This window comes from Streptomyces sp. RK9, from assembly GCF_045070545.1.
GTDB classification, from domain to species: Bacteria; Actinomycetota; Actinomycetes; order Streptomycetales; family Streptomycetaceae; genus Streptomyces; species Streptomyces alboflavus.
The window spans coordinates 4,013,285-4,037,437 of record NZ_CP173703.1; the positions used below are offsets into that span (position 1 = coordinate 4,013,285).

Here is a 24,153-nt window from a genome sequence, read left to right on the forward strand (position 1 = left end):
AGGTCGGGGGCAGGCACCGCCGTAACGCGGCTTTCCTCCGACTGAGCTGGGGGTTTTCCCCCAGGGACGAGGCGGCGGCCCGGTCGGCTCAGCCGGGGCTGTGGACGCGTAAGCGGTCGGACCAGCTCACGACGAGCGGTACGAACTGGCCGACGACGAGGAGGAGAGCTCCCACGACGAGCCAGCCCGGCCCGCCCCAGCCGAGGCAGAGCACGCCGAGCAGCGGCGGCCCGACCGCGTTGGACAGGCCCTGGCCGATGGCGAACAGACCGGAGTACTGGCCCTGCGCGTGCTCCGGGGCGAGGCCGAAGGACAGCTCGAACGAGGCGGCGGCGTGCCACAGTTCGCCCACGGTGTGCACGACCACCCCGAGCACGATGACGACCACGGCGGCCCAGCCGGGCGCGCCGCCCGCCGCCGCGATGAGGGCGGTGGCGAGCAGGAACGCCCCCCGGCGCGGCGCGCCACCCGCCCGGCCGACGCGTTGCTGACCACACCGCGGCTGACCCGTACCTGCAGGCAGACCACGAGGGCGGTGTTGACCGCGACGCTCGCGCCGACGAACCAGCGCGGCGCGTCGGTGTGCCCGGCTGGGGCGCCGCGCCGGGGTGGCGAGTTCGACCACGCACACGCACGCGACCAGGGAGAGGAAGGACTGCACGAACACAAGGCCCGCCACGGCGAGGGCCTGCACGACGACCGCGAGCCGGAAGACCTCGCGCGGGCCGCGCCGGTCGGCCAGGCGGCCCACGGGGATGCCGGCGGCGAGTCCGATCAGGGCGGCGCCGAGGGCGAGTCCGACCTGGGAGACCGGGAGGCCCACGGAGCGGGTGAAGAACAGCGCGGCCCCGGCGATGAACAGGCCCTTGCCTCTCTGGTTGACGAAGGTCGCGGCGGCGAAGACGCGTTTGGGGCTGGTCCCGGGGATGAGGCCGCGGGCGACCAGCCACGCCGCCAACCGTCCTCCCACGTCCTCCGCGGCCGCCGTCTCGGCCCGCCCACGACGAGCGCTACGCGCGCTCCAACGAGTTCCTGGACATCCTCCACCGGTTCTGGCGCGGTGAGACCCCGCTGTCCTACGAAGGTGACCACTACCGCATCAAGGACGCGCAGGTCGGCCTGGGGTACAAGGGCGGAGGCCGGCCCGAGATCTACATCAGCGGTGCGTCCGCGGGAGGCCCGGGCGCAGGCCCTCGCGGATCTCGCCGACATGATGCGCGATCCCGACGAAGAGCACCGGAAACGGATCGCGGCGGCTGTGGCCTCCTCCGACTCCGTGGCGGTGAACACGTCCTTCCGGCTGGCCGAGTCCGCGGCATCCGACTGGCTCTCACCCATGCTGTTCTCCGGCGCCGTGGCCTATCGCGGCGGTCCCGCCCTGTGCGTGGTGGGCAGCTACGAGGAGGTCGCGGCGTATCTCTACGCGTACAAGGAGGCCGGGATCAGCGAGTTCATCTTCTCCGGCTGGCCGACCCGGGACGAGATGCGGATCTTCTGCACCAGGGTGCTGCCGCTGCTGCACCGGCACGAACGCGCCGGGCAGCCCGCCGCCCGCGCCGCGTCATGACCTGACCGCCGAGGACAACGGCAGGCCGGGCGGCCGTCAGTGGGCGATCGAGTCGATCAGCTCGCGCGCCCCCTGGCGCAGCAGCGTGACCGCCACGGACGTGCCGAGGGTCGCCGGGTCCAGCGGCCCGGCCCACTCGTGGGCGTTCAGGACCGTCTTGCCGTCGGGCGTGAACACCCGGGCGCGCAGGGACAGGTCACCGCTCGGCTCGCTGCGGGCGTACCCGGCGATCGGCGAGTTGCAGTGGCCCTGGAGCACGTGCAGGAACATGCGCTCGGCGGTGGCCTCGCGCCAGGCGTCGCGGTCGCCGAGGCCGCTCACCGCGTCGATGGTCGTCGTGTCGTCCTCGCGGCACTGCAGGGCGAGGATCCCGGCGCCGATGGGCGGGCACATCGTCTCGACGGAGAGGACCTCGGAGATGTGCTCCGTCGCGCCGATGCGTTCGAGTCCCGCCACCGCGAGCAGCAGCGCGTCCGCGTCCCCGGCGGCGAGCTTGGCCAGGCGGCGGCCCGCGTTGCCGCGCATCGGTACGCAGTCCAGGTGCGGGTGGGACGCGGAGAGCTGCGCGATGCGGCGCACCGACGACGTGCCGACGCGGGTGCCCGGGGGCAGCTCGTCGAGGGTCAGGCCCTTGGGGTGGATGAGCGCGTCCCGGATGTCGTCGCGCCGCAGGAACGCCGCGAACGTCGTGCCCGCGGGCAGCGGCCGGTCCGCCGGGACGTCCTTGACGCAGTGCACCGCGAGGTCCGCCTCTCCGGCGAGCAGCGCCGCGTCGACCTCCTTGGTGAACGCGCCCTTCCCGCCGAGCTTGGCCAGGTCGCCCATCCAGCGGTCGCCGGAGGTGGTCACGGGCAGGACCTCGGTGCGGATGCCGGGGTGGCGGGCGGCGAGTTCGGCGCGCACGCGCTCGACCTGGGCGAGGGCCATGGGGGACGAGCGGGAGACGATGCGGATCAGCTCGGGAGCGGACATGGCGTACACCATAGGCCCTGAGCGGCGGCCGACCCGCATCGGACCCTGCGCCAACTGGGTTACGCTGCCGAGCTGTTGATGTGCGCGGTGGGTAGCTGGGACAATCCGTCGGACGCGCGCAGGACCGGCCGCCGACCTGCGGGTCCGCCGCTCTCAGGACCGCCCGCACTCGCCCGGTTCCAGCGGGGGCGACGTCACCGACATGTTGGCCGTGCAGTGCGGGGTGTTGCCCTCGTCCTCGTGCCAGTCCGCGGGGCGCGGCCGGATGAACGCGAAGGCCGCGGCGGCCGCGAGGACGAAGAGACCGGCGCAGCCCCAGGCCGCCTTCCCGAACGCGGAGTCGAGGGCGTCGGGGTCGGTGTACGCCGTGCCGGTCAGGCCGACCGCGAGCGGCAGCGCGGCGACCACGAGGAGCTGCGCGATGCGGGCCGCCGTGTTGTTCACCCCGCTGGCGAGTCCGGCGCGGCCCGCGTCGACCGACGCGAGGACCGTCGCCGTGAGCGGGGCGACGAACACGCTCATGCCGAGGCCGAGCACGACCACGGCGGGCAGGACGTCGGTGGCGTAGGAGGCTCCGGGGCCGATCCGCAGCATCAGCAGGACGCCCGCGGCGGCGATCAGCGGGCCCGCGCACAGCGGCAGGCGCGGGCCGAGCCGCCGGGCCAGGTCGCCCGCGGGGGCCGAGAGGAGCAGCATCAGGACGGTGATGGGCAGCGTCGCCGTACCGGCCTGGAGGGCGTCGTAGCCGAGCGTCGTCTGCAACTGCACGGGCAGCATGAACAGGATGCCGCCGATGGCCGCGTACAGGCACAGCGTCATGACGTTGGCCGCGGAGAACAGGCCGGAGCGGAAGAGTTCCAGGGGCAGCATCGGGTCCCGGCGCCGGTGCTCGACCAGCAGGAACACCGCGCCCGCCGCCAGCCCGACGAGCCCCGGAAGGATCCCCGCGAGGAACGAGGAGTCGCCGGACGCGCCGATCAGCGCGAAGCTCACGCCCGCCAGGAACAGCGCCGCGAGCACCGCGCCCGGCACGTCGAAGCGCTGCCCCGCGGCACTCTCGTCGCGGCTCTCCGGCACGTGCCGCACCGCGAAGAGCACCAGCGCGGCCAGCGGCACGTTGATGAGGAAGATCCACCGCCAGCCGGGCCCGTCGATCAGCCAGCCGCCGAGGAATGGACCGACCGCCCCCGCGACCCCGCCGAGCCCCGACCACGCGCCCACCGCCTTGGCCTGGTCGCGCGGCCGGAACGAGGAGCGGACCAGCGCGAGCGAGCCCGGCGTGAGCAGCGCGCCGCCCACGCCCTGCAGGGCACGCGCGGCGATGAGGGTGCCCGCGTCCTGCGCGAGGCCGCACAGCGCGGACGCGAGGGCGAACCACACCACGCCGATGACGAGGGTGCGCCGCCGCCCGATCCGGTCGCCGAGGGCCCCGCCGAGCAGGAGCAGCGCGGACAGCGTGAGCATGTAGGCGTTGACGACCCACTGGAGCGAGGAGATCGACGCGTCGAGGTCGCGGCCGAGGGTGGGCAGGGCGACGTTCACGACGGTGCCGTCCAGCATCGCCATGCCGGAGGCGAGGACCGCGCTGGTCAGGACCCACCGGCCGCGCGTCGACGCGAGGGCGACCCCGCCGTCGCCGCCCGGAGCGTGTGCGCCGTCGGGGGACGCCGTCATGGACCCACCGCCCTCCTGGCCGTTGTACGCGGGTTCCGTGCCGGGACGCGCGGCCTACATGTGCACGGCGCCCTCGCCGAGGTGACTGTCGGCGGGACGCCCCTTGCGGTACAGCACGAACGTAACGAGGAAGCCGACGGCGAAGAAGAGGGCCGACCACCAGTACGCCGTCTCGTAGCTCTGTACCTGGGCCTCGGCCTGCACCTCGGGCGTCGGGCGCTTGCCGACGAGGTAGTTGGCGGCGGCGCTGGTGGCCAGGGTGTTCAGGAGCGCCGTGCCGATGGAACCGCCCACCTGCTGGGTGGTGTTGACCATCGCGGACGCCACGCCCGCGTCGTGCGCGGCGACGCCCGAGGTGGCCATGCTCATCGCCGGGGCGAAGATGAGGCCGAGCCCGAACCCGAAGACGAGCAGCGGCGGCAGCACGTGCAGGGTGTAGCCGCTGGTGGTGTCGAGCGTCGTCAGCCACACCATGCCGCCCGCCGAGAGCAGCATGCCGAGCGGCACGACGGGTTTCGGCCCGAAGCGCGGCACGAGGACGTTGGTGGTCAGGACGGAGATCACGACCATCACCACGACCATCGGGATGAAGGCGAGCCCCGTCTTGACGGGTGTGTAGCCGAGGATCTGCTGCATGTAGTACGTCAGGAAGAGGAACACGCCGAACATGCCCGCGCCGGAGATGAACATCGCGAGGAACGACGCGCCCCGGTCCCGGTCGAGCACCACCCTGAGCGGAAGCAGCGGATGCGCGGCCCGTGTCTGCCACCAGGCGAAGGCCGTCACGAGTACGACGCCGATGACGAGGAAACCCCACGTCAGCGGGTCGCCCCAGTCGTGCGTCTCGGCGTTGGCGAAGCCGTAGACGATGCAGAACAGGCCGGCCGACACCAACAGCGTGCCCGGCACGTCGAGTTTGGGCCGGTCCGCGGGCGCCCCCGGGTGCAGCAGGTGCCAGCCGCCGATCATCGCGGCCAGGGCGAAGGCGAGGTTCACGTACAGACACCAGCGCCAGTCCAGGTACTCCGTGAGCACGCCGCCGAGCAGCAGCCCGACCGCGGCGCCGGAGCCCGCGACGGCGCCGTAGATGCCGAACGCCTTCGCGCGCTCGCGCGGGTCCGTGAACGTGGTGCTGAGCAGGGAGAGCGCGGCGGGCGCGAGGAGCGCGCCGAACAGGCCCTGGAGCGCCCGGGCGACCACCAGCATCCCGAAGCTGGTCGCGGCACCACCGAGCGCGGAGGCGAGGGCGAACCCGGCGAGACCGGCCAGGAAGACCGCCTTGCGGCCCACCAGGTCCGCGATGCGCCCGCCGAGCAGCAGCAGGCTGCCGAACGCGAGCGCGTACGCGGTGACGACCCACTGCCGGTTGCCGTCGGTGAAGCCCAGGTCCTGCTGCGCGGACGGCAGCGCGATGTTCACGATCGTCGCGTCCAGGACCACCATGAGCTGCGCGGTGGCGATGACCGCGAGGATCAGCCAGCGGTGCTCGTGCTTGCCGCCGGTGTGGTGGGCGGCCGGAGGCGGGGGAGGGGTGTCGGCGGCGGGCGCCGGCTGGGACAGCGGCTGCGGAATGCCTTCCGGTATGCCCTCGGGGCCGGAGCCGGGCGAGCGGTCCATCGTGACCTCCAGACCCCCCGCGTCAAGAGACACCCCCGTCACACGCTAAGCGCCCCGCCCATGCCCCGCGACCTGGGCCGATCACGGCCCCGCGCGCGCGGGGCCGTGATCGGCGGTCAGGAGCGGCGCGCCCCGCTGCCGGGTTCCTCCACGGGCACGGACCGCACGGCTTCGGGGTCCTCGGGGCCCGGTGCGGTGTGCTCCGTTTCCGTCGGCGCGGCGGGGACGGTCTCCAGGGGCGCCGGAGTCCCGGACGCGCCGGTATCCCGGCGACGGGACAGCCGTCCGGCGAGCGCCGCGACGGGCTCCGCGTAGCGGGCGGTGAGGGGGCCCACCACGACGAGGATCAGTACGTACGCCGTGGCCAGCGGGCCGAGGCGGGGCTCGATGCCCGCCGTGACCGCGAGGCCCGCGATGACGATGGAGAACTCGCCGCGGGCCACGAGCGCGCCGCCCGCCCGCCAGCGGCCCTTGACGGAGATGCCCGCGCGCCGCGCCGCCCAGTACCCGGTGGCGACCTTCGTGCACGCGGTGACCGCGGCGAGCGCGAGGGCGGGCAGGAGCACCGGCGGGATGCTCGCCGGATCGGTGTGCAGGCCGAAGAAGACGAAGAACATGGCGGCGAAGAGGTCCCGCAGCGGCGCGAGCAGACTGTGCGCGCCCTCCGCTGCCTCGCCCGACAGCGCGATGCCGACGAGGAACGCGCCGACGGCGGCCGACACTTGGAGCTGCTGGGCGATGCCCGCGACCAGGATCGTCAGACCGAGGACCACGAGGAGCAGCTTCTCCGGGTCGTCGCTCGACACGAACCGCGAGATGATCCGGCCGTAGCGCACCGCGACGAACAGGACCAGGCCCGCCGCGCCGAGCGCGATCGCCAGCGTGAGGCCGCCCGCGGCCCAGCCGACGCCCGCGAGGAGCGCGGTGATGATGGGCAGGTACACGGCCATCGCGAGGTCCTCGAGTACGAGGATGCTCAGGATGACCGGGGTCTCGCGGTTGCCGAGCCGCCCCAGGTCGCCGAGGACCTTGGCGATGACGCCGGACGAGGAGATCCAGGTGACGCCGGCGAGGACGACGGCTGCCACCGGACCCCAGCCCATCAGGAGCGCGGCGGCCGCGCCCGGCAGGGCGTTGAGGGCGCAGTCCACGATCCCGGCCGGGTACTGGGTCTTGAGGTTGCTGACGAGATCGCTGGCCGTGTACTCGAGGCCGAGCATCAGGAGCAGCAGGATGACGCCGATCTCGGCGCCGATGGCGACGAACTCCTCGCTGGTGCCGAGCGGCAGCAGCCCGCCCGTCCCGAACGCGAGTCCGGCGAGCAGGTACAGCGGGATCGGGGAGAACTTCAGGCGCCCGGCGAGGCGGCCGAGCAGTCCGAGCGCGAGGATGATCGCGCCGAACTCTATGAGCAGGACGGCAGAGTGCACGCGATCACTCCCGGCCGAGTATCGCCGCGGCGCTCTCGACGCCCTCCCGGGTGCCGATCACGATGAGGGTGTCGCCGCCCGCGAGCCGGAAGTCCGGCGTGGGGGAGGGGATGGCGTCGGCCCGCCGCAGCACCGCCACGACGGAGGTGCCGGTCTCGGTGCGCAGCCGGGTGTCGCCGAGGACGCGGCCGTTCCAGTGCGAGGTCGCCGCGATCTCGATGCGCTCGGCGAGCAGGCCGAGGTCGGTGGTGTGCAGCAGGTTGGGGCTCTGGTGCGTCGGAAGCAGCGCGTCCACGAGCGCCGCCGCCTCGCCCGCGCTGAGCCGGAGCGAGAGCGCGCACGCGTCCGGGTCGTCGGAGCGGTAGGCGCTGAGCGTCCGGCCCCCGTCCCGGTGTGCCACGACGGACAAGCGCCGCTGTTCGCGGGTGGTGAGGTCGTAGCGCGTACCGATGCCTGGCAGTGGCGTTCGGCTCATACGTGGAGCGGACACAGCTCTCCCCTGATGCTCATGGGTTACTTCGTGCTCATGCCACCCTATCGGTCCAGATTTTACTGATACTTGGTGGTGCGGGACTGGGGGTGGCGCTAGGCGGGTGTCCGGGGAGAGCTTCGCGCCGGCGGCGAACGACTGATGTCATAGGTGACGGGACGTCACAGGAAGCTCCGGTGACGGGACTTGGTGCCGCAGCCCGATCGAGCCGGCAATCGGACTGTGCGCGACGCCACAGCGCTACCCGGCGCTCTGACCGGTAACAATGCGCCCATGAATCTGCCTACACAGCTCTCTCCCGTGCCCGGCGCAGACGGCCTCTACCTCTGGGCCCCCGAGGGCACGGGGCTCTGGGGGTACGCGAACTGCCTGTGGATCATCTCGGGTGCCGACGCGGCTGTGATCGACACGCCCTACGACGGTCCGATGACCGAAGCGATGATCGCTGCTGCCCACCCCAGGCTCGGCGGACGCACCGTACGGACTGTGATCAACACTCATGCGAACGGTGACCACACCTTCGGGAACTACCTTTTCCCTGACGCGGAGATAATCGCCACCGGCGCCGATCGCGACGATCATCACGAGCCGACTCCGCGGGAGATGCACGCACTTGTGCACGACTCGCCCCCCGACCTTCCGTTGGGTCGCTATCTCCGCGACCACTTCAGTGTTTTCGACTTCACGTCGGCTCAAGTCACCGCGCCCACTCTGACTTTCTCCGGACGGCACACCGTCGCCGTGGGCGACAAGAAGGTGGAGCTGTACGAGGTGGGGCCCGCTCACCACGTGAGCGATCTGGTGGCCCGTATCGGGGACGTGGTCTGCACCGGCGACATCTTTTTCCACGGCGACCACCCCCCTCACTGGGCAGGGCCGTTGCAGAACATCATCGACGCGTGCGAGCTCGTCCTCGGCTTCAATCCGCGGGTCATCATCCCCGGACACGGGCGGCCGCCGGATCGAGCAGGGCTGAATGACTACGTGCGCTACCTTCGCACGGTGCAGCGTGAGGTTCACCGTTGCCACGAGGCCGGTCTCACCGTGGAGGAAACCATGGACGAGCTTTTCCGGCAGGATTTCTATCCTCAACTGGGGCTGCCGGAGCGGCTGATGATAGTCATTGCGGTGGAGTACAGCCATTTGCATGGTGGCTCCCCCTCCCCGAGCATCCTCGAGCTCTCCAGCAAGGCGGCAGCCTGGTCGTACCGATAGCAGGGCCAGGATCACGGCTGCGATGCGGTTGGGGCGGGCGCCGCGTGCCTCTCGGGGCGGCGACGATTGCCTTCCTCGCGTCCCCGCAGGCCGACTGCATCACCGGTGCGGTCATCCCCGTCGACGGGGGCGCCGGCATGGGCCACTAGCCCTGCCCCGTCCCCGATCTGCTGCAGTTCCCCCAGGTCCCCCAGCTCTCGTAGCTGCCGTAGATTGAGCCCACCCCGGCAGGCCGAAGGAGCCCCTAGTCCATGTCGACTGCACTGATCGCGAGACCGCACGTCGAACTCGCCAAGCACGCCATCTCGATGGACGACCTCACTGCGGACATCGTCCAACGGTACGCCGACCTCGCTCGCCTCGGTGCCCGTCTGAGGACCGCGTGGTCCACCGGGGTGCAGACGCGGTACTTCAGCAGGCCGCTGCGATCAGCGACCGTCGCGGGAGATGCTGCCTTCGAGGAACGCAACCAGGCCGCCTACGACGACGCACTGGAGATGGCCCTGCTCGCGGTGCCACGGGCTCTGGAGAACGCCGGGCTGACGCTGGCGGACGTCGACTGCGTCGTCACCAGCCACACCACCTCCTGGACCGCCCCGAGTCTGGACACGGACCTCATCCGGTGCTTGGCCCCGCAGGGGCTGCGACCGGACATCGCACGCATCCCTCTTGGCTCGTACGGCTGCGCGGGGGGAGCCCAGGCCCTGACCCTGGCGCACGACTACATAACCGCCCACCCGGGCGCGCACGTCTTGGTTGTCGTCGCGGAGTGCCTGAGTGCCGCGACGTACAACCCCGTCGACACCAGCCGCGAGAGCATGATCTACAAGGTTCTCTTCGGCGACAGCGCCGCGGCCTGCGTGGTCTCCGGCCGGGACGGCAGCGGGGAGGGGCCGCGGTTCCGTATCGACGACACCTGGCAGTACGTCCTGCCGAGAAGCCAGAACTTCTACGAAGGGCGGCTTGATGCCTACGGCCTGCACTTCGACTCCACGAAGGACGCCACCCGGGCCGTCGGGTTCGTCGCGCCGGCCCTCTACGAGTGGCTGGACGGCCATGGCGCCGAGTTCGTGCCCGATTTCTGCGTCGTACACGCCGGAGGCCCGGCCATCCTGAGACAGGCGGAGTCGGTGCTGCGCGTCGGTGCCGGACAGGAGGAAGCGGCCCGCACGGGCCCGCTGCGCCACTCGTGGGACAGCCTGGAGCAGTGTGGAAACCTTGGCGGCGCGTCCGTCCTGGATGTGCTGCGCCGTTCGTTCGACGAGCCCGCCCCCGGAGACAGGGGCCTGCTGCTCGGGTTCGGCCCTGGCTTCATCGTCGCTGGTTGCACGCTGACCTGCGCCTGACGCCAGGGCTCTCGCCGCCCCGACTGTGGCGCATCCCGGACACGGACGTCACGCCACCGCCACGACCACCGGTCACGCTGGGCGCATGACCCACTCGACCACGCAGACTCCGGCCCCGGTGGTGAGCCGGGGCGTCAAGCTGTTCTGGCTCGCGGCGCTGCTGATCGTCGGCGGTTCGATCGTCGTCACGCTGTTCGGGTACAGCGGGCACTCGCGGGTGACCAGGCTGTACCAGAACGGGGTGACCGTCGAGGGCAGGGCCGTCGACGTCAGGACCGACGGGGACGGCCGGACCAGTGGCGTCACCGTGCGCTTCCGGCCGACGGGGAAGGCTCCCGTCACCGTCGACCTGCCCACCACGCCGTCGCTCCCGCACGCGGAGGAAGGGCGCCCCATCGAGGTGATCTACCACGCGGACGACACCTCCGACGTGCTGAGCACCGCCCAGATGCGCGCCCTGGAGCCGGACTGGAACCCGCTGTCGGTCGCGGGCTTCGCCGTGATGGCCGCCGGGGTGTGCGTGCTGTTCCCTGCCGGGCGCAAGCCCAGGCCCACCGGCGCGGCGCACCCGGCACCGGCCGACGGCGCACCCCGGACCGGCTGACGGCGCACCCGGGCGGGCTTGAAGCCCCCGGGGCCCACCGCGCCCTACCCCTCGTACCGCCCCAGCACCGTCTCCACCGTGTCCGCGTCCCCCGCCGACTTGTCCTCGCGGTACCGCACCACCCGCGCGAACCGCAGCGTCACCCCCGCCGGATAGCGCGTGGAGCGCTGCAGCCCGTCGTAGGCGATCTCCACGACCAGCTCCGGGCGGACCCGGACCGTGAACCCGTCGTCCTCGACGGCGAGTTCGCGCAGGCGCTCGGTCTGCCAGGCCAGCATCACGTCGGTCATGCCCTTGAAGGTCTTGCCGAGCATCGCGTACGTGCCGTCGTCGCGGCGCGCGCCCAGGTGCAGGTTGGACAGCTTCCCGGTGCGCCTGCCGTGGCCCCACTCGGCGGCGAGGACCACGAGGTCCAGGGTGTGCACGGGCTTCACCTTGAGCCAGGCGGCACCTCGGCGGCCCGCGCTGTACGGGGTGTCGAGGCCCTTGAGGACGACGCCCTCGTGGCCGCGCCGCAGCGTGTCGGCGAAGAACGCGTCGGCGGCCCGGCGCGCCTCCTCGTCGGCGGGGTCCGCCACGACCGCGCGCCGCACCCGCATCGGCTCGGGCACCAGCCGCACGAGCCGGGCGTGCCGCTCCCGCAGCGGCAGGTCCAGCAGGTCGTCGCCGTCGACCGACAGGACGTCGAAGAAGACGGCGGACAGGGGCAGCTCGGTGGCCGCCCCGGCCACGTCGAGGCGTGACCCGACACGGCCCGCGATGTCCTGGAAGGATCGCGGCCGACCGTCGTCGCCGAGCGCGATCATCTCGCCGTCGAGAATGAAGCGCTCGCCCGACAACTCGCCGACGGTGGCGGTCAGTTCGGGCAGGCGGTCGGTGATGTCGTCGAGTGTGCGGGTGTACGCACGGACGCGGGCGCCGTCGCGGTGCACCTGGATCCGGATGCCGTCCAGCTTCTCCTCGACCGCGCACGGGCCGAGCTTGTCGATCCCCTCGCCCACGGACGCCGCGCCGTGCGCCAGCATCGGCTGCACCGGTCGCCCCACGGTGAGCCGGAACTCCGCCAGCGCGTCCGGACCGCGCGCCAGGAGCTCCCGCGCCACGGGCGCGGTCTCCCCGGCGAGCATCACCGCCCGCCGTACGGCCGCGGCGGGCGCGCCCGTCGCCCGGGCGAGGCCCTCCACGGCCAGGGCGTCCAGCGCTCCCTGTCGCACCTCGCCGGTCAGCAGGCCGAAGAGGAAGCGTTGCTCGTCCGCGGTGGCCGCGCCCATCAACTCCTCCACCAGTCGCCGCCGTTCGGACTGTGAGCCCGCGCCTGACACCCCTGCGAGGGCGGTGAGGGCGGCGTCCACGTCCCGGACCGCGAGCGTCGGCTCGGCCGCCGGGGCGACGGGTTCCTTGAGCGCGCTCCAGCCCACTCCGATCCGTCCCTGCGGGAGCCGTCCGGCCAGGTACGGGATGACAAGCGGTACGTCGTCCGGCTCGGCCGACCGGAAGAGCTCGGCCAGGAGCTCGACCTTCTGTGACCGCGCCGATGTCGCGGCCACGCCCTTGGACACGTCGGCGACGCGGACGAACAGCATGCGGCCATCCTGCAACGCGGTGCGTGATCCCGCATGGCGTGGGACGTGGTGGGTGTTGCGCCTGCCCCGCGCCGTCCCGGGCCGGGTCGTCTTCCCCGCCGCTCCGCGGCGGGCATCTCCCACCCGCTCACCCGTTTCCAGTGGACCGTCAGGTTCGGGCCGCCTGTGCCGCTGACGGTCGGCTGGCGTCAGCAGATGTCATCGCCGCGCGGCGGGGGGCGTAGGCGTGGGGGCGAGGGTTGGTGTGCGATGCGCGGTACGTGAGGCGGGCACGTGGGGCGTGGGGCGTGGTTCGTGAGGCAGGGGTGCGGTGTGTGAGGTGTGCGCGGATTGTCCCGTGTCCGTGCCGCTTGCGGCTCTCCTCGTCCTACCCCGGCACGATGCCCCGTACAACGCCCAGGTCCACCAGGTCCTGGGGGCGTAGGCGCAGCTTGTCGGCCAGCGCGGGGGCCTCCTCGGGTGGGTGCTTGAGGATGGATGCCGCGCCCTCCGGGGCGATCACCGAGAAGTAGCTGTCCGGTGTGGCCCAGGTGTTGGCCGGTGCGGCGAGTGCGAGTGCGCCGCCCGAGCCGCCCTCGCCCACGACGAGGGACGTGAGCGGGACGCGGGCGGCGGCGACGGCCGCGAAGACGTCGGCGATGGCCGCGCCCGCGCCCGCCCGCTCCGCCGCCGCGTCATTGGCGGCGCCGGGCGTGTCGATGAGGGTGAGGACGGGGAGGGAGAGGCGGTCGGCCAGGCGGATGAGGCGGGCCGCTGTGCGGTAACCGGCGGGACGGGTGGGGGCGCCGGTCTGCGCCGCGTACGCGACGGCGCGTCCGGCGCGCATCCCGACGCCGCACAGCATCCCGTCGTCCGTACCGCCGCAGCGGTCTCCGCTGATCGGCTCCCGGGAGGAGAAGTAGGAGTCCAAGTAGGCCTCGGCACGCGGTCGTTCGGGGGAGCGGGCGCGGCGAACCGCGTCCCAGCCGGTCCCCGGCGGCTCCGCGTCCCCGAGGGCGAGCGGCGGCTCGGGCGCCCCGGCGGCGGGCGTGGTGAGCAGCCGCAGCCAGTGCCCGAGGCGTGCGGAAAGCCGCTCCGGCGCCACGACGGCGTCGACCGCGCCCACCGCGAACTGACCCTCCGCCGTGTACGCGGCCGGGTCCGCGTCCGGCGGCCTGACCCGGGAGCCCGCGAAGCCGACCTGCGCTCCCGGCAGCGCGAGCACGATGTCCGCACCCGCGCCGAGCGTCGCCCAGCCGCCACCCGTCGTCGGGTCGCGCACCACCGCGAGCTGCGGCAGCCCGGCCGCCCGGTTCAGCTCCGACTGGGCGGCCACGCGCTGGAGTTGGCGCAGTGCGACCATGCCTTCCTGCATGCGGCTGCCGCCGGTCGCGACGAGGGAGACGAGGGGGACGCGGTGCTCGCGGGCGGCCGCGTAGGCGGCCTCCAGACGGTCCCCGGTCCGCTCGCCGAGCGAACCGCCCAGATAGCGGAACTCGAAGGAGACGAGCACGGCCGGGCGGCCCGCGACCGCCGCCGTTCCGCAGATCACGGACTCCGACTCGCCGGTACGTTCCGTGGCGGCGGCCCGCGCGTCGTCGTACCCCGCTCACGCCAGCGGGCCGTCCGGCCGGGTCGCCCGGTGCGGGTACGGGAGCTCGGTGAAGTCCGACGTCACGAGGGCGATGGCCTCGCGTGCGGACATTCGGGTGGGGGTGTGGGGCCGGGAGGCTGGGGAGTCCGGGGTGTTCGAGGAGGTGTCAGGCACGCCTCGACTCCTACCCGTTCGCCCCGGCTTCGTCGAGGACCCACTGGCCCCGGTAGCAGATGAGGATCGGCCCGACCCAGTGGCAGACGGGGTCCGTGGTGGGCGGCGGATCCGTGGGGGTGGGAACGGGCGTTGGTGTGGGGGTGGGTGTCGGCGTGGGTGTCGGCGTGGGAGTGGGCGGGGGAGTCGGCGTCGGGGTGGGAGTAGGCGTGGGGTCGACGGGGGTAGGAGTGGGGTCGACCGGAGTGGGGGTTGGTGTCGGGGTGGGCGTTGGCGTCGGTGTGGGCGTGGCGGTAGGCGTGGGTGTCGGTGTGGGGGTTGGTGTCGGGGTGGGCGTGGGGGTTGGACTCGGTGTCGGGGTCGGCGTGGGCGTCGGTTCCGGCTCGGGCGGTTCCGTCGGCTGGGTCGGCGCGGGTGCCGGGGCGACGGGCCCCGGAACGACGGGCGCGGGATCCGGCGCGGGCGCCTCGGCCTCGCCCGGCGGAGCGGGTATCACCGGCGCCGGTGGCACGGGCTGCTCCGGCGCGGGCGGCGCCACCGCCGGGGGCTGCGGAACCACCGCGTCGGGAGCCACCGCATCAGGGGCCGCCGCGTCCGGAGCCGGCGCCACCGGCGCCCCCTCACTCCTGGGCTGCGGCACCGCTCCACCCCCGCCCCCGGGCACCTCCGCCTGCCCGGGCGCGGCCGACGGCCGGGGCGCGTGGGCGCTCCCGCTCTCCGCCGCCGTGGCCCGCGCGGGGGCCGAGCCGGTGCCGACGCCGCTGAGGACGAGGCCCGCGGCGACGGCGGCCGCGGTCGCCGTCGTGCCGATGGCCCCGGCCACGGCGACGGGCAGCTTCCCGCCCCCGGTGAGGACATGACGTACGCCGTGCAACAGCCCCGCCTGCCCGGACGGGCCGGACCCGGCGGCGGACGCCGTGGCACCCGCACCGGCCCCGGCCGCGAGCGGCACCAGGAACTTGCCCGCGCCGCCGAGCACGAAGATCAGCAGGGCCGGTCCCACCAGGGCGGGAAGGCGGTTGTTGGCGCGGGTCAGGACGGCGAGCCGGGTCCGGCAGTCGGCGCAGCCGCCGAGGTGGGCGGCGAGGGTCTCGGACTGGCGCGGGGACGCCTCGCCGCGGATGTGCGCGGGCATCCGGTCCCAGTGGGACTCGCACGCCGGGTCCTCGGGCGTACCGGGGTGGGCGCGCAGGAACGCCTGCCGCATGCCCTCGCGCGCCCGGTGCAGGAGCACGGCCGTGGCCCCGCTCCCGGCGCCGATGCCGCGCCCGACCGCCTCCAGCGGCTGGCCCTCCGCCTCCGCGAGCCACAGCGCCTTCACCCACCGCTCGGGCAGCTGGCCGAGCACGCGCGTGAGCAGGTCGACGGCGGAGACGCGGGCCGCCGGGTCGCCGCCGCCGTCGGGGACGGTGGTGACGTCGAGGGTCTCGGCCGCGCCCGCGTCCTGCGGGTCGCGCGGGGTCTCGCGCGCGGCGGCGCGCCCCGCGGACGACGCGAGGTGCCGCACGGTCGTCATCAGATACGCCGGTACGTTCTCGATCTCGTGCCCGGCGGCGAGGCGCCGCCAGACGCGGAAGTGCGCCTCGGCGACCAGGTCGTCGGCGATCCAGGCGCTGCCGGTCAGGGATCGGGCGTACGCCACGAGCCGCGGGTGCTCGGCCTCGTAGACGCGCGCGTACGCGGCGGTCGTGGCGCCGGACGCCTGGGCGGGGACACCGGGCGCGGAGTCCGCGGGAACGTCGGGCGGGACGTCCGCTGGGACGTCTGCGGGGACGTCTGACATGGCAGGACACACTCCTGTCCCACTGCGGGGATGGGGACGAGTTCGGAAGCCTAGGTCAGAAATGTCCGACTTATCAGGGGGGAGTGGCGCAGGTCACACAGCTTTCTCTGTGCACTCCCGTAATGCGGGCACCCGCAGTGGGGTCGAAAGGGCAAGGAAGCAGCAGAAGTGGAGATCGACCATGGCCGTCACGCTCGAACAGTCCGCCCGCGCCCGTCTGGTCACCCCCGAGGGCCGCGAGCGGCCGATCCCCGTGATGCTGCGCTACGCCGCGTCCGACCCCCTCGCCGTGCAGGTCACCTTCCCGCCCGAGGTGTCCCTCGACGGCGCCGAGGTCACCTGGATCTTCGCCCGCGGCCTGCTCGAGGAGGGGCTCGGGGCCCCGGCCGGTACGGGCGACGTGCACATCTGGCCGTGCGGCCGGGAGCGGACCGTCCTGGAGTTCCACGCGCCGCACGGCCTGGCCCTGGTGCAGTTCGACCGGGCCGCGCTGCGCCGCTTCCTGATGCGCTCGTACGCCGTCGTCGGCTCGGGCCGCGAGGAGGCGGCGGGGGACCTGGACCAGGGGCTCACCAAGCTGCTCGGCGGGGTGTGAACGGCGCGAACGCGGTGGGTCGACCCGGCGCCAGATAGGTTAGGCTGCCCTAACTCGATCAAGTCTGGTCGGGTGTCTCTAGGGAGGGGACCAGGGTGGGCCACGGCTGGGAAGGCGTCGTCCTCAAGCTGCTGCGCGGCAAGGACTTCCGTTTCACGGTGACCGGCACCGACGAGGTGACCGAGCACTATCGCCGCCTTCACCTCACCGACGGCGGCATGCTCGCGGCGACCGGCGTGCACCCCACGATGTGGGTGCGGCTGTGGTTCGACAACGCGGGCAAGCCGCACCAGCGCGCCTACACGCTGGTCGACCCCGACGCGGAGGCCGGCACGTTCAGCCTGGAGTTCGCGCTGCACGACGGCCCCGCCAGCGAGTGGGCGCGCAAGGCGGAACCGGGCGACACCATCGACGCGACCGTCCAGGGCACCGGCTTCGAGGTGCCGACCCCGACGCCGTCCCGACTGCTCGTGGTCGGCGACGCGGCGGCGCTGCCCGCGATCAACTCGCTGCTCGGCGCGATGCCGGACACCCCCGCGACGATCTGGTTCGAGACCCAGCACGCCGACGACCGCGACCTCGACCTGCGCGTCGACCCCGCACGCCACGACGTCCACTGGGTCGAGCGCGGCACCGGCGTCGACCGGGCGGCCAGGGCCGGGCTCGCTGCCGCCGTCGAGGAGGAGCCGGACGCGTACGTGTGGATCACCTGCGACACGACGACGACCAGGTCCCTGTCCGCGTACGCCCGCAAGGAGCTCGCCGTGCCGCGCCACCGCGTGCACGCGCTCGGCTACTGGCGGCCCGGCCCGGCCTGACGCCGCCTCAGCGGTAGAGCGCGGGGCGCTCCGCGAGCTCGACCGCGACCCGCGCGCCGTCGGCGAGCGCCCGCACCCCGGCCTCGGCCACGGCCGCCGCCGCGTACCCGTCCCACGCGCTCGGCCCCGCGACGCGCCCCTCGCGGACACCGGCGACCCACTCCCGCACCTCGCGGTCGTAGGCGTCGGCGAACCGCACCACGTAGTCCTGCGCGATGTCCTGAGAGGCGCGGCCCGCCGTCCGTACCACCATGGCGGGCTCGTCGCCGATGCGGGCGCTGCCCCGCTCGCCGACGGCCTCGCACGTGACCTCGTAGCCGAACCCGCAGTTGACGAAGATCTCCACGTCCACGAGGGCGCCGCCCGCGGTCTCGAAGAGGACCAGCTGCGGGTCCTGGAGCCCGGCGGGGGCGGCCGCCGACGGCCGCGGCCGGAGCACGGTCACGGCGGTGACCTCGTCGCCGAGCAGCCAGCGCGCCGCGTCGATCTCGTGCGACACCGAGCTGCTGATCAGCATCGCGGAGGTGAAGTGCGGCGGCGAGGACACATTGCGGTGGCGGCAGTGCAGCATCAGCGGCCGGCCGATGCTCCCGCTGTCCAGGAGCGCCTTCAGCCCGCGGTACTCGGTGTCGTACCGGCGCATGAACCCCACCTGGATCAGCCGCCGCCCGCCGCGTGCCTCCGCCTCGACCACGCGCAGCGCGGCCCGGGCGTCGGCGGCGAGCGGCTTCTCGCACAGCACGGGCAGGCCGCGCGCGAGGGCCGCGTGCAGCGCCTCCTCGTGCGCGTGGTCGGGCGAGGCCACCAGGACCGCCCCCACCCCGGGCTCGGCGAGGGCCGCGAGCGCGTCGGCGTGCACGCGCACGCCCTCGATCCCGGCGGCCGCCGCCGCGCCCCGCGCCCGGTCCGGGTCCGCCACGGCCACCACGCGGGCCCCGGCGACGGACCGCGCGAGGCGCCGCACATGGTCGGCACCCATGTGACCGGCGCCGAGCACGGCCACCCCCAACGGTTCGCTCACGGCAAGAACTCCCCTCCCAGCGCTCTGCGTCGGGCCACCGTAGCCGCCCGCCGCCGCACGATCACCACGCACCCGGCGATCAGCGCGGTCGAGCCGACGCCGACCAGGACGAGGGCGGGCCAGTCGGAGCCGTCGTCGGTCGCGGCGGGCGGCACGATCGCGGCCGCCGCGGTCCGGCGCACCCGGTCCGGGGCCTTGCGGGGCTTGGCGGGAAGCAGCGAGCCCACCGGCCGCGCCCGCCCTGCCGCGGCGAAGCCCCAGTCGAGCAGCGACCTGGCCTCCTCGTAGACGGAGTGGCCGCCACGCTGCGGGTTCATCACCGTCACCAGGACCGTGCGCGCGCCCCGGTGCGCGGCGGCGATCAGGGTGTTCCCGGCGCCGCTGGTGTAGCCGTTCTTGACGCCGATCAGGCCGGGGTAGCGGGCCACGCCGTCGGCGCCGGTGAGGAGCCGGTTGGTGTTCTGGATGGGGTAGGACCAGTTGCCGTTGGGGAAGCGCGCGACGGCCGTCGAGCAGTAGCGGGCGAACTGCGGATCGGCGAGCCCGGCCCGCCCGAACACCGCCAGGTCGTACGCGGACGACACCTGCCCCGGCGCGTCGTAGCCGTCGGGCGAGACCACGTGCGTGTCGCGGGCGCCGAGCGAGCGGGCCTTGGCCTGCATCTGCCGCACGGTGCGGTCCCAGCCGCCGTTCATCCCGGCGAGCACGTGCACGGCGTCGTTGCCGGAGCTGAGGAACACCCCGCGCCACAGGTCGGAGACCCGGTAGCTGCGGCCCGCGGCGACCCCCACCAGGCTGCTGCCGCCGCCGACGCGGGACAGCTCACGGCCGGTGACGGTGTGTCGCGTCTCGGGGTGCAGCCGGGGCAGCGCCGTCAGCGCGAAGAGGGACTTGAGGGTGGAGGCGGGCGGCAGTCGGCGGTGCGCGTTGTGCGCGGCGAGCACTTCGCCCGTCCGGGCGTCGGACACCACCCACGACAGGGCGGTGAGTCCGCGGGGGAGGGCCGGTGTGCGGGGACCCGGACGCACCTGCGTTCCGGGCCGGTCGAGCAGGGACGAGGAGTACGCGGGCGGCGGCTTCGGGGGCGCGGGTTCGGCGCCGACGGCCGGTCCCGTGAGGCAGACCAGGGCCCCGGTGGCGAGGGCTGTGGCGCGCAGTGCGGTGGCGCGTCGGACCGGGCGCGAAAGGTACCTGATGACCATTCAGCCACCGTAGGAGCGGGCTCCCCACTGCGCAGATCGGCTTGGCCCGGGTGGATGTACGCCGCCGCCGGACTGCTCCGCCCGGGGGCCCGCGCGGGCCCCCGGGCTTCGTCGGACGGCTAGGGCCGGGCGAAGTCCGCGGCCACGGCGCGGAACCGTGCCGTCGTCGCGTCCGAGGTCAGGCGCCGTAGTCCGGCCTTCTCCAGGACGCGGACGGAGGCCGGGTTGGACAGCTCCACGTTCGCGTACACGGCGTCCACGCCGGGCGCGGTCAGGGCGAACTCGGCGAGGGCGCGGGTGGCTTCGGAGGCGTAGCCCCGGCCCCGGCGCGAGGCGACGATGCCGTACCCGACCTCGATCGCACCGTCGCTCGGCGGCCAGAAAAGCCCGATCGAGCCGACCACCGGACCGCCGTCGCGCTCGACCACGAGCCGGTGGCCGTAGGGCGTGATGCCCTCGGGGTGCTCGGTGAGGAAACCGGCGATGACGCGGTCGCCCTCGGCGGGGAAGTCCGGCGCCCAGTCGGCCCGGCGGGAGTCGCCGACGACGGCGGCCAGTTCGTCCGGCGCCCAGGGGCGCAGCACGAGCCGGTCCGTGAGCAGGACCCCGGCGGGGCCGGAGGGGCAGGAAGAAGAGGAAGAAGAGGAAGAAGAGGAAGGTGTGGGAGAAGACATGCGGAGCTCCTGGTCGGTTCAGACGACCGGGCCGCGACTCACCGTCCGTGCGCGACCCGGACAAGGGCATGCTGGTGAAGGGCCTGGCGGGCCATATTCATCAACCTCCCTCGTCGGAGCGGCAGTCCTTGGCGGGCGCGGAAGGCGCACGCGTGGCCGGATCGTAGCAAGGAAGTTCGATCGCGGGTGTGTCGGCTCCCTTGCCCTGGCCGGGCGCCGCCTCCGGCATCGACGGCTCGCGCAGCCGGCGCAAGAGGAGCCAGCCGACCGCGGGCAGGGCGATCAGCGGGGCGAGTGCGACCTGGAGGGACGTGGCGTCGGCGAGGGCACCGACGAGGGGGCTCGCGAGGCCGCCGACGCTGACGGTCAGGCCGAGCGTGACGCCGCTCGCGGTGCCCATGTGCCGGGGCAGATAGTCCTGGCCGAGGGTGATGTGCAGGGAGAACGGCACGTACAGGCACGCCGATGTGAGCGCGACGAAGAGATACAGCGCCGGGCCCGGGACGAGGACGACCCCGGCGACCGCGAGGACACTCAGCGCGTACGACCACCGCACGACCGGCACCCGGCTGTAGCGGGTGGCGAGCCGCCCCCCGGCCACCGTGCCCACCGCCCCGCCGACGTAGAGCACGAACAGGGCGGCCGTCCCCGCGAACTCCCCGCCGAAGGCGCGCTCGCGCACGTACAGCGCGATGAACGCGCTCAGCCCGACGAACACGATCGAGCGGCACACCACGGCACCGGACAGGCGGAGGAACGACGGCCAGTCGTCGCTGCCGTCGGCGTGCCCGCCCCGCGCCGAAGCCGCTGCCGTGCCGGGCGCCCGCAGGGCCCGCAGCGCCGCCACGCACAGCGCCGCGCCCGCGACGGCGGGGACGACGAGCAGCGGGGACGCGCCCAGGCCGCCGGTGGCGACGACGGCCGCGACCAGCAACGGGGCCGTGGCGAAGCCGATGTTGCCGCCGAGCGAGAACCACCCCATCGCGGTGTGGCTGCCCCGGCTCGCGAGGCGCGCCACCCGCGCGGCCTCGGGGTGGTACGCGGCGACGCCGATCCCGGAGACCGCGACGACCGCCAGGGTGAGGGCGTACGAGCCGCCGACGCCGCTGAGCGCGACACCCGCGCCGCCCACCAGCGTGCTCACCGGAAGCAGCCACGGCATCGCCCACTTGTCGGTGAGCGCCCCGAACAGCGGCTGCACCACGGACGAGAGGAGCGAGGCGGCGAGCACGATGCCGGAGGCGGCGGCGTACGAGTAGGCCCGCTCGGCCACGAAGTACGGCACGAGTGCGGCGACCGACCCCTGGTACACGTCCACGCAGGCGTGGCCGAGGGCCATGAGGGTCAGGGGTCTGTCGCGGGCGGGGCGGCGGCCCGGCGCGGAGCCGGGGCGGGGGCGGGTGCGGGGTGGGGCCGTGGTCCTGTCTGTGGTCACGTGTCGATCGTCGCGAGGGCACCCGCTGTCGGGCTTCCGATAAAATGCCAGCTTGTATCGATGATCCGCCAAAGACGGTGAGGACCACCTGGCGGACGGCCCGCGCCGGTCCCGGCCGACCGCCCGCCGCGGACCGCCCCGCGCCCCGGAGGTGCCACCACCCGTGCCGGAAGCCGTCCGCCACACCCCCAAGGCCCCCACCCACGTCCGGACCCTGGCCGCCGGGCAGCGCATCGACGCCCACCGGCACGACGACCACCAGATCGTGCTGCCGGGGAACGGGGTCGTCGCCGTCACCACCGAGGCCGGTACGTGGTTCGCGCCCGGGACCCGCGCCATCTGGGTGCCCGCGGGCACCGTCCACGCCCATCGCGCCCACGGCCGGCTGAACGCGTACTTCGTCGGCTTCCCCGCGGACGAGAACCCGCTCGGCCTGGACGCGCCCACCGTCCTCACCGTGAGCCCGCTGCTGCGCGAGCTGGTCATCGAGTACACGCGGGCCCCCACCGACACCGGCCCCGCACGCCGCCGCCTGCGCGCGGTCCTGCTCGACCAGCTGTGCGCGTCCCCGCAAGCGCCGATGCAGCTCCCGACCCCGTCCGACCCCCGCCTCGCCGCGGTCTGCGCCCTCGTCCACGACCACCCCGAGGACCCCCGCACGCTGGCCGCGCTCGGCGCCGCGACCGGCGTCGGCGAGCGCACCCTCAGCCGCCTCTTCCGCGCCGAACTGGGCATGACCTTCCCGCAGTGGCGCACCCAGTCGCGCCTCTACCACGCCCTGCGGATGCTCGCGGACGACACGCCCGTCACCACGGTGGCGCGGCGCTGCGGCTGGTCGTCGCCGAGCGCGTTCATCGACGTCTTCCGCAGGTCCTTCGGGTACACGCCGGGCACCCACAACCGCCGCCCCTGACCACGGCCACCGGCCGGGCCGCGGCCGCGGGTGCTTAGGATGCCGTCATGGCTGATCCGGACCCCTCGACCCGTACCGCCGCGCGGGATCCGGAGCTGGGCTTCCCGCCGCCCGGCGAGGTGCTGCACCGGCTGCGTACCCAGCGGGGCATGTCACTGCGTCAGGTCGCCGCCGAGTGCGGGCTCTCCGTCTCGTTCCTGGCGTCCCTGGAGCGCGGCGAGACCGACATCGCCCTGGAGCGGCTCGGCAGGCTCGCGAAGGTCTTCGGCCACGACGTCGGCTCCTTCCTCGGGTTCTCCCGCGGCCGGGCCGCCCCCTCGGTCTTCCCCAGGGAGGAACAGGAGACCCTGAACCGGGCACCCGGTGTCGTCTACCACGTGCTGCGCTCACCGGAACTCGGATACCAGGTCGTCACCGGCGACTTCGCGCCCGGCTGCGGACTCACCGAGGACCTCCGGCACGAGGGCACCGACCTCGTCATGGTCACCCGCGGCACTCTCGTGGCCCGCTACAACGGCGTGGACCACGCGCTGCGCGCCGGGGACTGCATCCAGTGGTCGGCGGGCCATCCGCACACCTTCCGCAACGACGGCGACGAACCGGCGCAGATGGTGGTCGTGCTGTTCTCCAGCCTCTACTGACACCGCGCCCACCAGGCCCGACTGCCCCACGGACACCCGTCCGTGGGGCTTTTCGCTGCCCGTCGCCACGAGCGCGGCAGGAGAGCGCCACCTCTCGCCATGAACAGTATTCTGGAATACAGTCCAATTTATCGCACGCGATGCGATGGGTGGTACCCATCCTGGGAGGGGACTCATGGTCGCGGAACTGGTCAGGACCTGGGTGGCGGGCTGGGCCCTGTCACGACGGACGCCCCGGCCGACGGAGCTGCCCTGGGGGCTGTATGTGGACGTGCGGGTGGACGAGCCCAAGGAAGTGGGTCGTCTCGTGCTGCCCGAGCCGAGCGCGGCCACGGTGCGCGCGGCGGCCGCCTCGGTCGAGGCGCCGTACACCTGGATGAAGTTTCCCGGCGAGCCGTGCGACGCGCAGCCGTGGCTCCCCGAGGGCTGGGTGGTCGACGAGGAGGAGTCGGGCCATCTGATGACGGTCGGGCTCCGGCGCACGGAGCCGGTGGCGCCCGACGGCTACACGGCATCGGTCAGGACGGACGACGGCGTCACCTTCGTGCGCGTGCGCGACGCCGCCGGCGGACTCGCGGCCCAGGGCCAGACGGCCGTCATCGGGCAGGCGAGCGTCGTGGACCGGGTCGTGACCCAGGAGGCCCACCGCCGCCGCGGCCTGGGCGGCTTCGTCATGCGTACGCTCGCCGACGAGGCGCTGGCACGCGGGGCGAGGGTGGGCGTCCTGGGTGCGACCGACGACGGGCGCGCGCTGTACGAAACGCTGGGCTGGCGGCTCGGCACGCCGCTGACGGAGTGCGTGTACCGGCCCTGAGGGCGCGCGCCG

At 73.8% G+C, this 24,153-nt stretch carries 21 protein-coding genes and 3 pseudogenes; 11 read left to right on the forward strand and 13 right to left on the reverse strand.

Going from position 1 to position 24,153, the window contains the following annotated elements; all coding sequences use genetic code 11:
- Nucleotides 1-88 precede the first annotated feature (88 nt).
- The gene (locus AB6L24_RS16620; RefSeq protein ID WP_405656068.1) at nucleotides 89-958 is read right to left on the reverse strand and encodes an MFS transporter; all 870 of its coding nucleotides are present in this window, start codon (nucleotides 956-958) and stop codon (nucleotides 89-91) included.
- 80 nt (nucleotides 959-1,038) lie between these two features.
- Between AB6L24_RS16620 and AB6L24_RS16625 the strand changes: the two are divergent.
- Both AB6L24_RS16625 and AB6L24_RS16630 read left to right on the forward strand, forming a co-directional pair.
- A pseudogene (locus tag AB6L24_RS16625) lies at nucleotides 1,039-1,110 on the forward strand (hypothetical protein); the annotation flags it as partial.
- A 52-nt stretch (nucleotides 1,111-1,162) separates the two neighbouring features.
- On the forward strand, nucleotides 1,163-1,567 hold the full coding sequence (locus tag AB6L24_RS16630) for a hypothetical protein (RefSeq protein ID WP_405656070.1): 405 nt from the start codon (nucleotides 1,163-1,165) through the stop codon (nucleotides 1,565-1,567).
- A 36-nt stretch (nucleotides 1,568-1,603) separates the two neighbouring features.
- Here AB6L24_RS16630 and hemC read toward each other — a convergent pair whose 3' ends face one another.
- From hemC to AB6L24_RS16655, 5 genes are all read right to left on the reverse strand, one after another.
- On the reverse strand, nucleotides 1,604-2,539 hold the full coding sequence (gene hemC, locus AB6L24_RS16635) for a hydroxymethylbilane synthase (protein WP_405656071.1): 936 nt from the start codon (nucleotides 2,537-2,539) through the stop codon (nucleotides 1,604-1,606).
- 153 nt (nucleotides 2,540-2,692) lie between these two features.
- Complete coding sequence (locus AB6L24_RS16640) at nucleotides 2,693-4,213, reverse strand: MFS transporter (RefSeq protein WP_405656072.1); 1,521 nt, start codon at nucleotides 4,211-4,213, stop codon at nucleotides 2,693-2,695.
- A 54-nt stretch (nucleotides 4,214-4,267) separates the two neighbouring features.
- Nucleotides 4,268-5,830: an MFS transporter gene (locus tag AB6L24_RS16645; RefSeq protein WP_405656074.1), complete on the reverse strand. Its 1,563-nt coding sequence runs from the start codon at nucleotides 5,828-5,830 to the stop codon at nucleotides 4,268-4,270.
- Nucleotides 5,831-5,946: 116 nt separating this feature from the next.
- Nucleotides 5,947-7,260, reverse strand: a complete 1,314-nt coding sequence (locus tag AB6L24_RS16650; RefSeq protein WP_405656075.1) for a cation:proton antiporter — start codon at nucleotides 7,258-7,260, stop codon at nucleotides 5,947-5,949.
- 4 nt (nucleotides 7,261-7,264) lie between these two features.
- Nucleotides 7,265-7,735: a cation:proton antiporter regulatory subunit gene (locus AB6L24_RS16655; protein ID WP_030357382.1), complete on the reverse strand. Its 471-nt coding sequence runs from the start codon at nucleotides 7,733-7,735 to the stop codon at nucleotides 7,265-7,267.
- 288 nt (nucleotides 7,736-8,023) lie between these two features.
- Between AB6L24_RS16655 and AB6L24_RS16660 the strand changes: the two genes are divergently transcribed.
- From AB6L24_RS16660 to AB6L24_RS16675, 4 genes and pseudogenes are all read left to right on the forward strand, one after another.
- Complete coding sequence (locus tag AB6L24_RS16660) at nucleotides 8,024-8,965, forward strand: MBL fold metallo-hydrolase (protein ID WP_405656076.1); 942 nt, start codon at nucleotides 8,024-8,026, stop codon at nucleotides 8,963-8,965.
- 41 nt (nucleotides 8,966-9,006) lie between these two features.
- Nucleotides 9,007-9,114 (forward strand): annotated as a pseudogene (locus tag AB6L24_RS16665) (beta-ketoacyl-ACP reductase); the annotation flags it as partial.
- 102 nt (nucleotides 9,115-9,216) lie between these two features.
- Entirely contained in the window at nucleotides 9,217-10,311 is a 1,095-nt protein-coding gene (locus AB6L24_RS16670) for a PhlD (RefSeq protein ID WP_405656077.1), read from the forward strand.
- An 85-nt stretch (nucleotides 10,312-10,396) separates the two neighbouring features.
- Nucleotides 10,397-10,915, forward strand: coding sequence for a DUF3592 domain-containing protein (locus AB6L24_RS16675; protein ID WP_405656078.1), 519 nt, complete (start codon nucleotides 10,397-10,399; stop codon nucleotides 10,913-10,915).
- Nucleotides 10,916-10,959: 44 nt separating this feature from the next.
- Here AB6L24_RS16675 and AB6L24_RS16680 read toward each other — a convergent pair whose 3' ends face one another.
- From AB6L24_RS16680 to AB6L24_RS16690, 3 genes and pseudogenes are all read right to left on the reverse strand, one after another.
- Nucleotides 10,960-12,498, reverse strand: a complete 1,539-nt coding sequence (locus AB6L24_RS16680) for an ATP-dependent DNA ligase (RefSeq protein WP_405656079.1) — start codon at nucleotides 12,496-12,498, stop codon at nucleotides 10,960-10,962.
- A gap of 367 nt (nucleotides 12,499-12,865) precedes the next feature.
- A pseudogene (locus AB6L24_RS16685) lies at nucleotides 12,866-14,182 on the reverse strand (carboxyl transferase domain-containing protein).
- 73 nt (nucleotides 14,183-14,255) lie between these two features.
- The gene (locus AB6L24_RS16690; protein WP_405656080.1) at nucleotides 14,256-16,028 is read right to left on the reverse strand and encodes a sigma factor; all 1,773 of its coding nucleotides are present in this window, start codon (nucleotides 16,026-16,028) and stop codon (nucleotides 14,256-14,258) included.
- 181 nt (nucleotides 16,029-16,209) lie between these two features.
- Between AB6L24_RS16690 and AB6L24_RS16695 the strand changes: the two genes are divergently transcribed.
- Both AB6L24_RS16695 and AB6L24_RS16700 read left to right on the forward strand, forming a co-directional pair.
- On the forward strand, nucleotides 16,210-16,623 hold the full coding sequence (locus tag AB6L24_RS16695) for an SsgA family sporulation/cell division regulator (RefSeq protein ID WP_405656081.1): 414 nt from the start codon (nucleotides 16,210-16,212) through the stop codon (nucleotides 16,621-16,623).
- 95 nt (nucleotides 16,624-16,718) lie between these two features.
- The gene (locus AB6L24_RS16700; protein WP_405656083.1) at nucleotides 16,719-17,441 is read left to right on the forward strand and encodes a siderophore-interacting protein; all 723 of its coding nucleotides are present in this window, start codon (nucleotides 16,719-16,721) and stop codon (nucleotides 17,439-17,441) included.
- A 7-nt stretch (nucleotides 17,442-17,448) separates the two neighbouring features.
- On the opposite strand, the gene AB6L24_RS16705 is transcribed toward AB6L24_RS16700, so the two are convergent.
- The 4 genes from AB6L24_RS16705 to AB6L24_RS16720 form a co-directional block, all read right to left on the reverse strand.
- A complete protein-coding gene (locus AB6L24_RS16705) occupies nucleotides 17,449-18,462 on the reverse strand; it encodes a Gfo/Idh/MocA family protein (protein ID WP_405656084.1) in 1,014 nt (337 codons plus the stop codon).
- Nucleotides 18,459-19,664, reverse strand: a complete 1,206-nt coding sequence (locus AB6L24_RS16710) for a D-alanyl-D-alanine carboxypeptidase family protein (RefSeq protein ID WP_405656085.1) — start codon at nucleotides 19,662-19,664, stop codon at nucleotides 18,459-18,461. The genes AB6L24_RS16705 and AB6L24_RS16710 overlap by 4 nt, the downstream gene beginning before the upstream one ends.
- A gap of 119 nt (nucleotides 19,665-19,783) precedes the next feature.
- Nucleotides 19,784-20,338 carry a GNAT family N-acetyltransferase gene (locus tag AB6L24_RS16715; RefSeq protein ID WP_405656087.1) on the reverse strand — a complete coding sequence of 185 codons (555 nt, stop codon included), beginning with the start codon at nucleotides 20,336-20,338 and terminating at the stop codon, nucleotides 19,784-19,786.
- 100 nt (nucleotides 20,339-20,438) lie between these two features.
- Nucleotides 20,439-21,677, reverse strand: a complete 1,239-nt coding sequence (locus AB6L24_RS16720) for an MFS transporter (protein ID WP_405657195.1) — start codon at nucleotides 21,675-21,677, stop codon at nucleotides 20,439-20,441.
- A gap of 259 nt (nucleotides 21,678-21,936) precedes the next feature.
- Between AB6L24_RS16720 and AB6L24_RS16725 the strand changes: the two genes are divergently transcribed.
- From AB6L24_RS16725 to AB6L24_RS16735, 3 genes are all read left to right on the forward strand, one after another.
- The gene (locus AB6L24_RS16725) at nucleotides 21,937-22,686 is read left to right on the forward strand and encodes an AraC family transcriptional regulator (protein ID WP_405656088.1); all 750 of its coding nucleotides are present in this window, start codon (nucleotides 21,937-21,939) and stop codon (nucleotides 22,684-22,686) included.
- Between the two features lie 47 nt (nucleotides 22,687-22,733).
- Complete coding sequence (locus AB6L24_RS16730; RefSeq protein ID WP_405656089.1) at nucleotides 22,734-23,327, forward strand: cupin domain-containing protein; 594 nt, start codon at nucleotides 22,734-22,736, stop codon at nucleotides 23,325-23,327.
- A gap of 175 nt (nucleotides 23,328-23,502) precedes the next feature.
- Nucleotides 23,503-24,141 (forward strand): GNAT family N-acetyltransferase, encoded by a 639-nt coding sequence (locus AB6L24_RS16735; protein ID WP_405656090.1) that lies wholly within the window; start codon nucleotides 23,503-23,505, stop codon nucleotides 24,139-24,141.
- The last annotated feature ends 12 nt before the right edge of the window (nucleotides 24,142-24,153 follow it).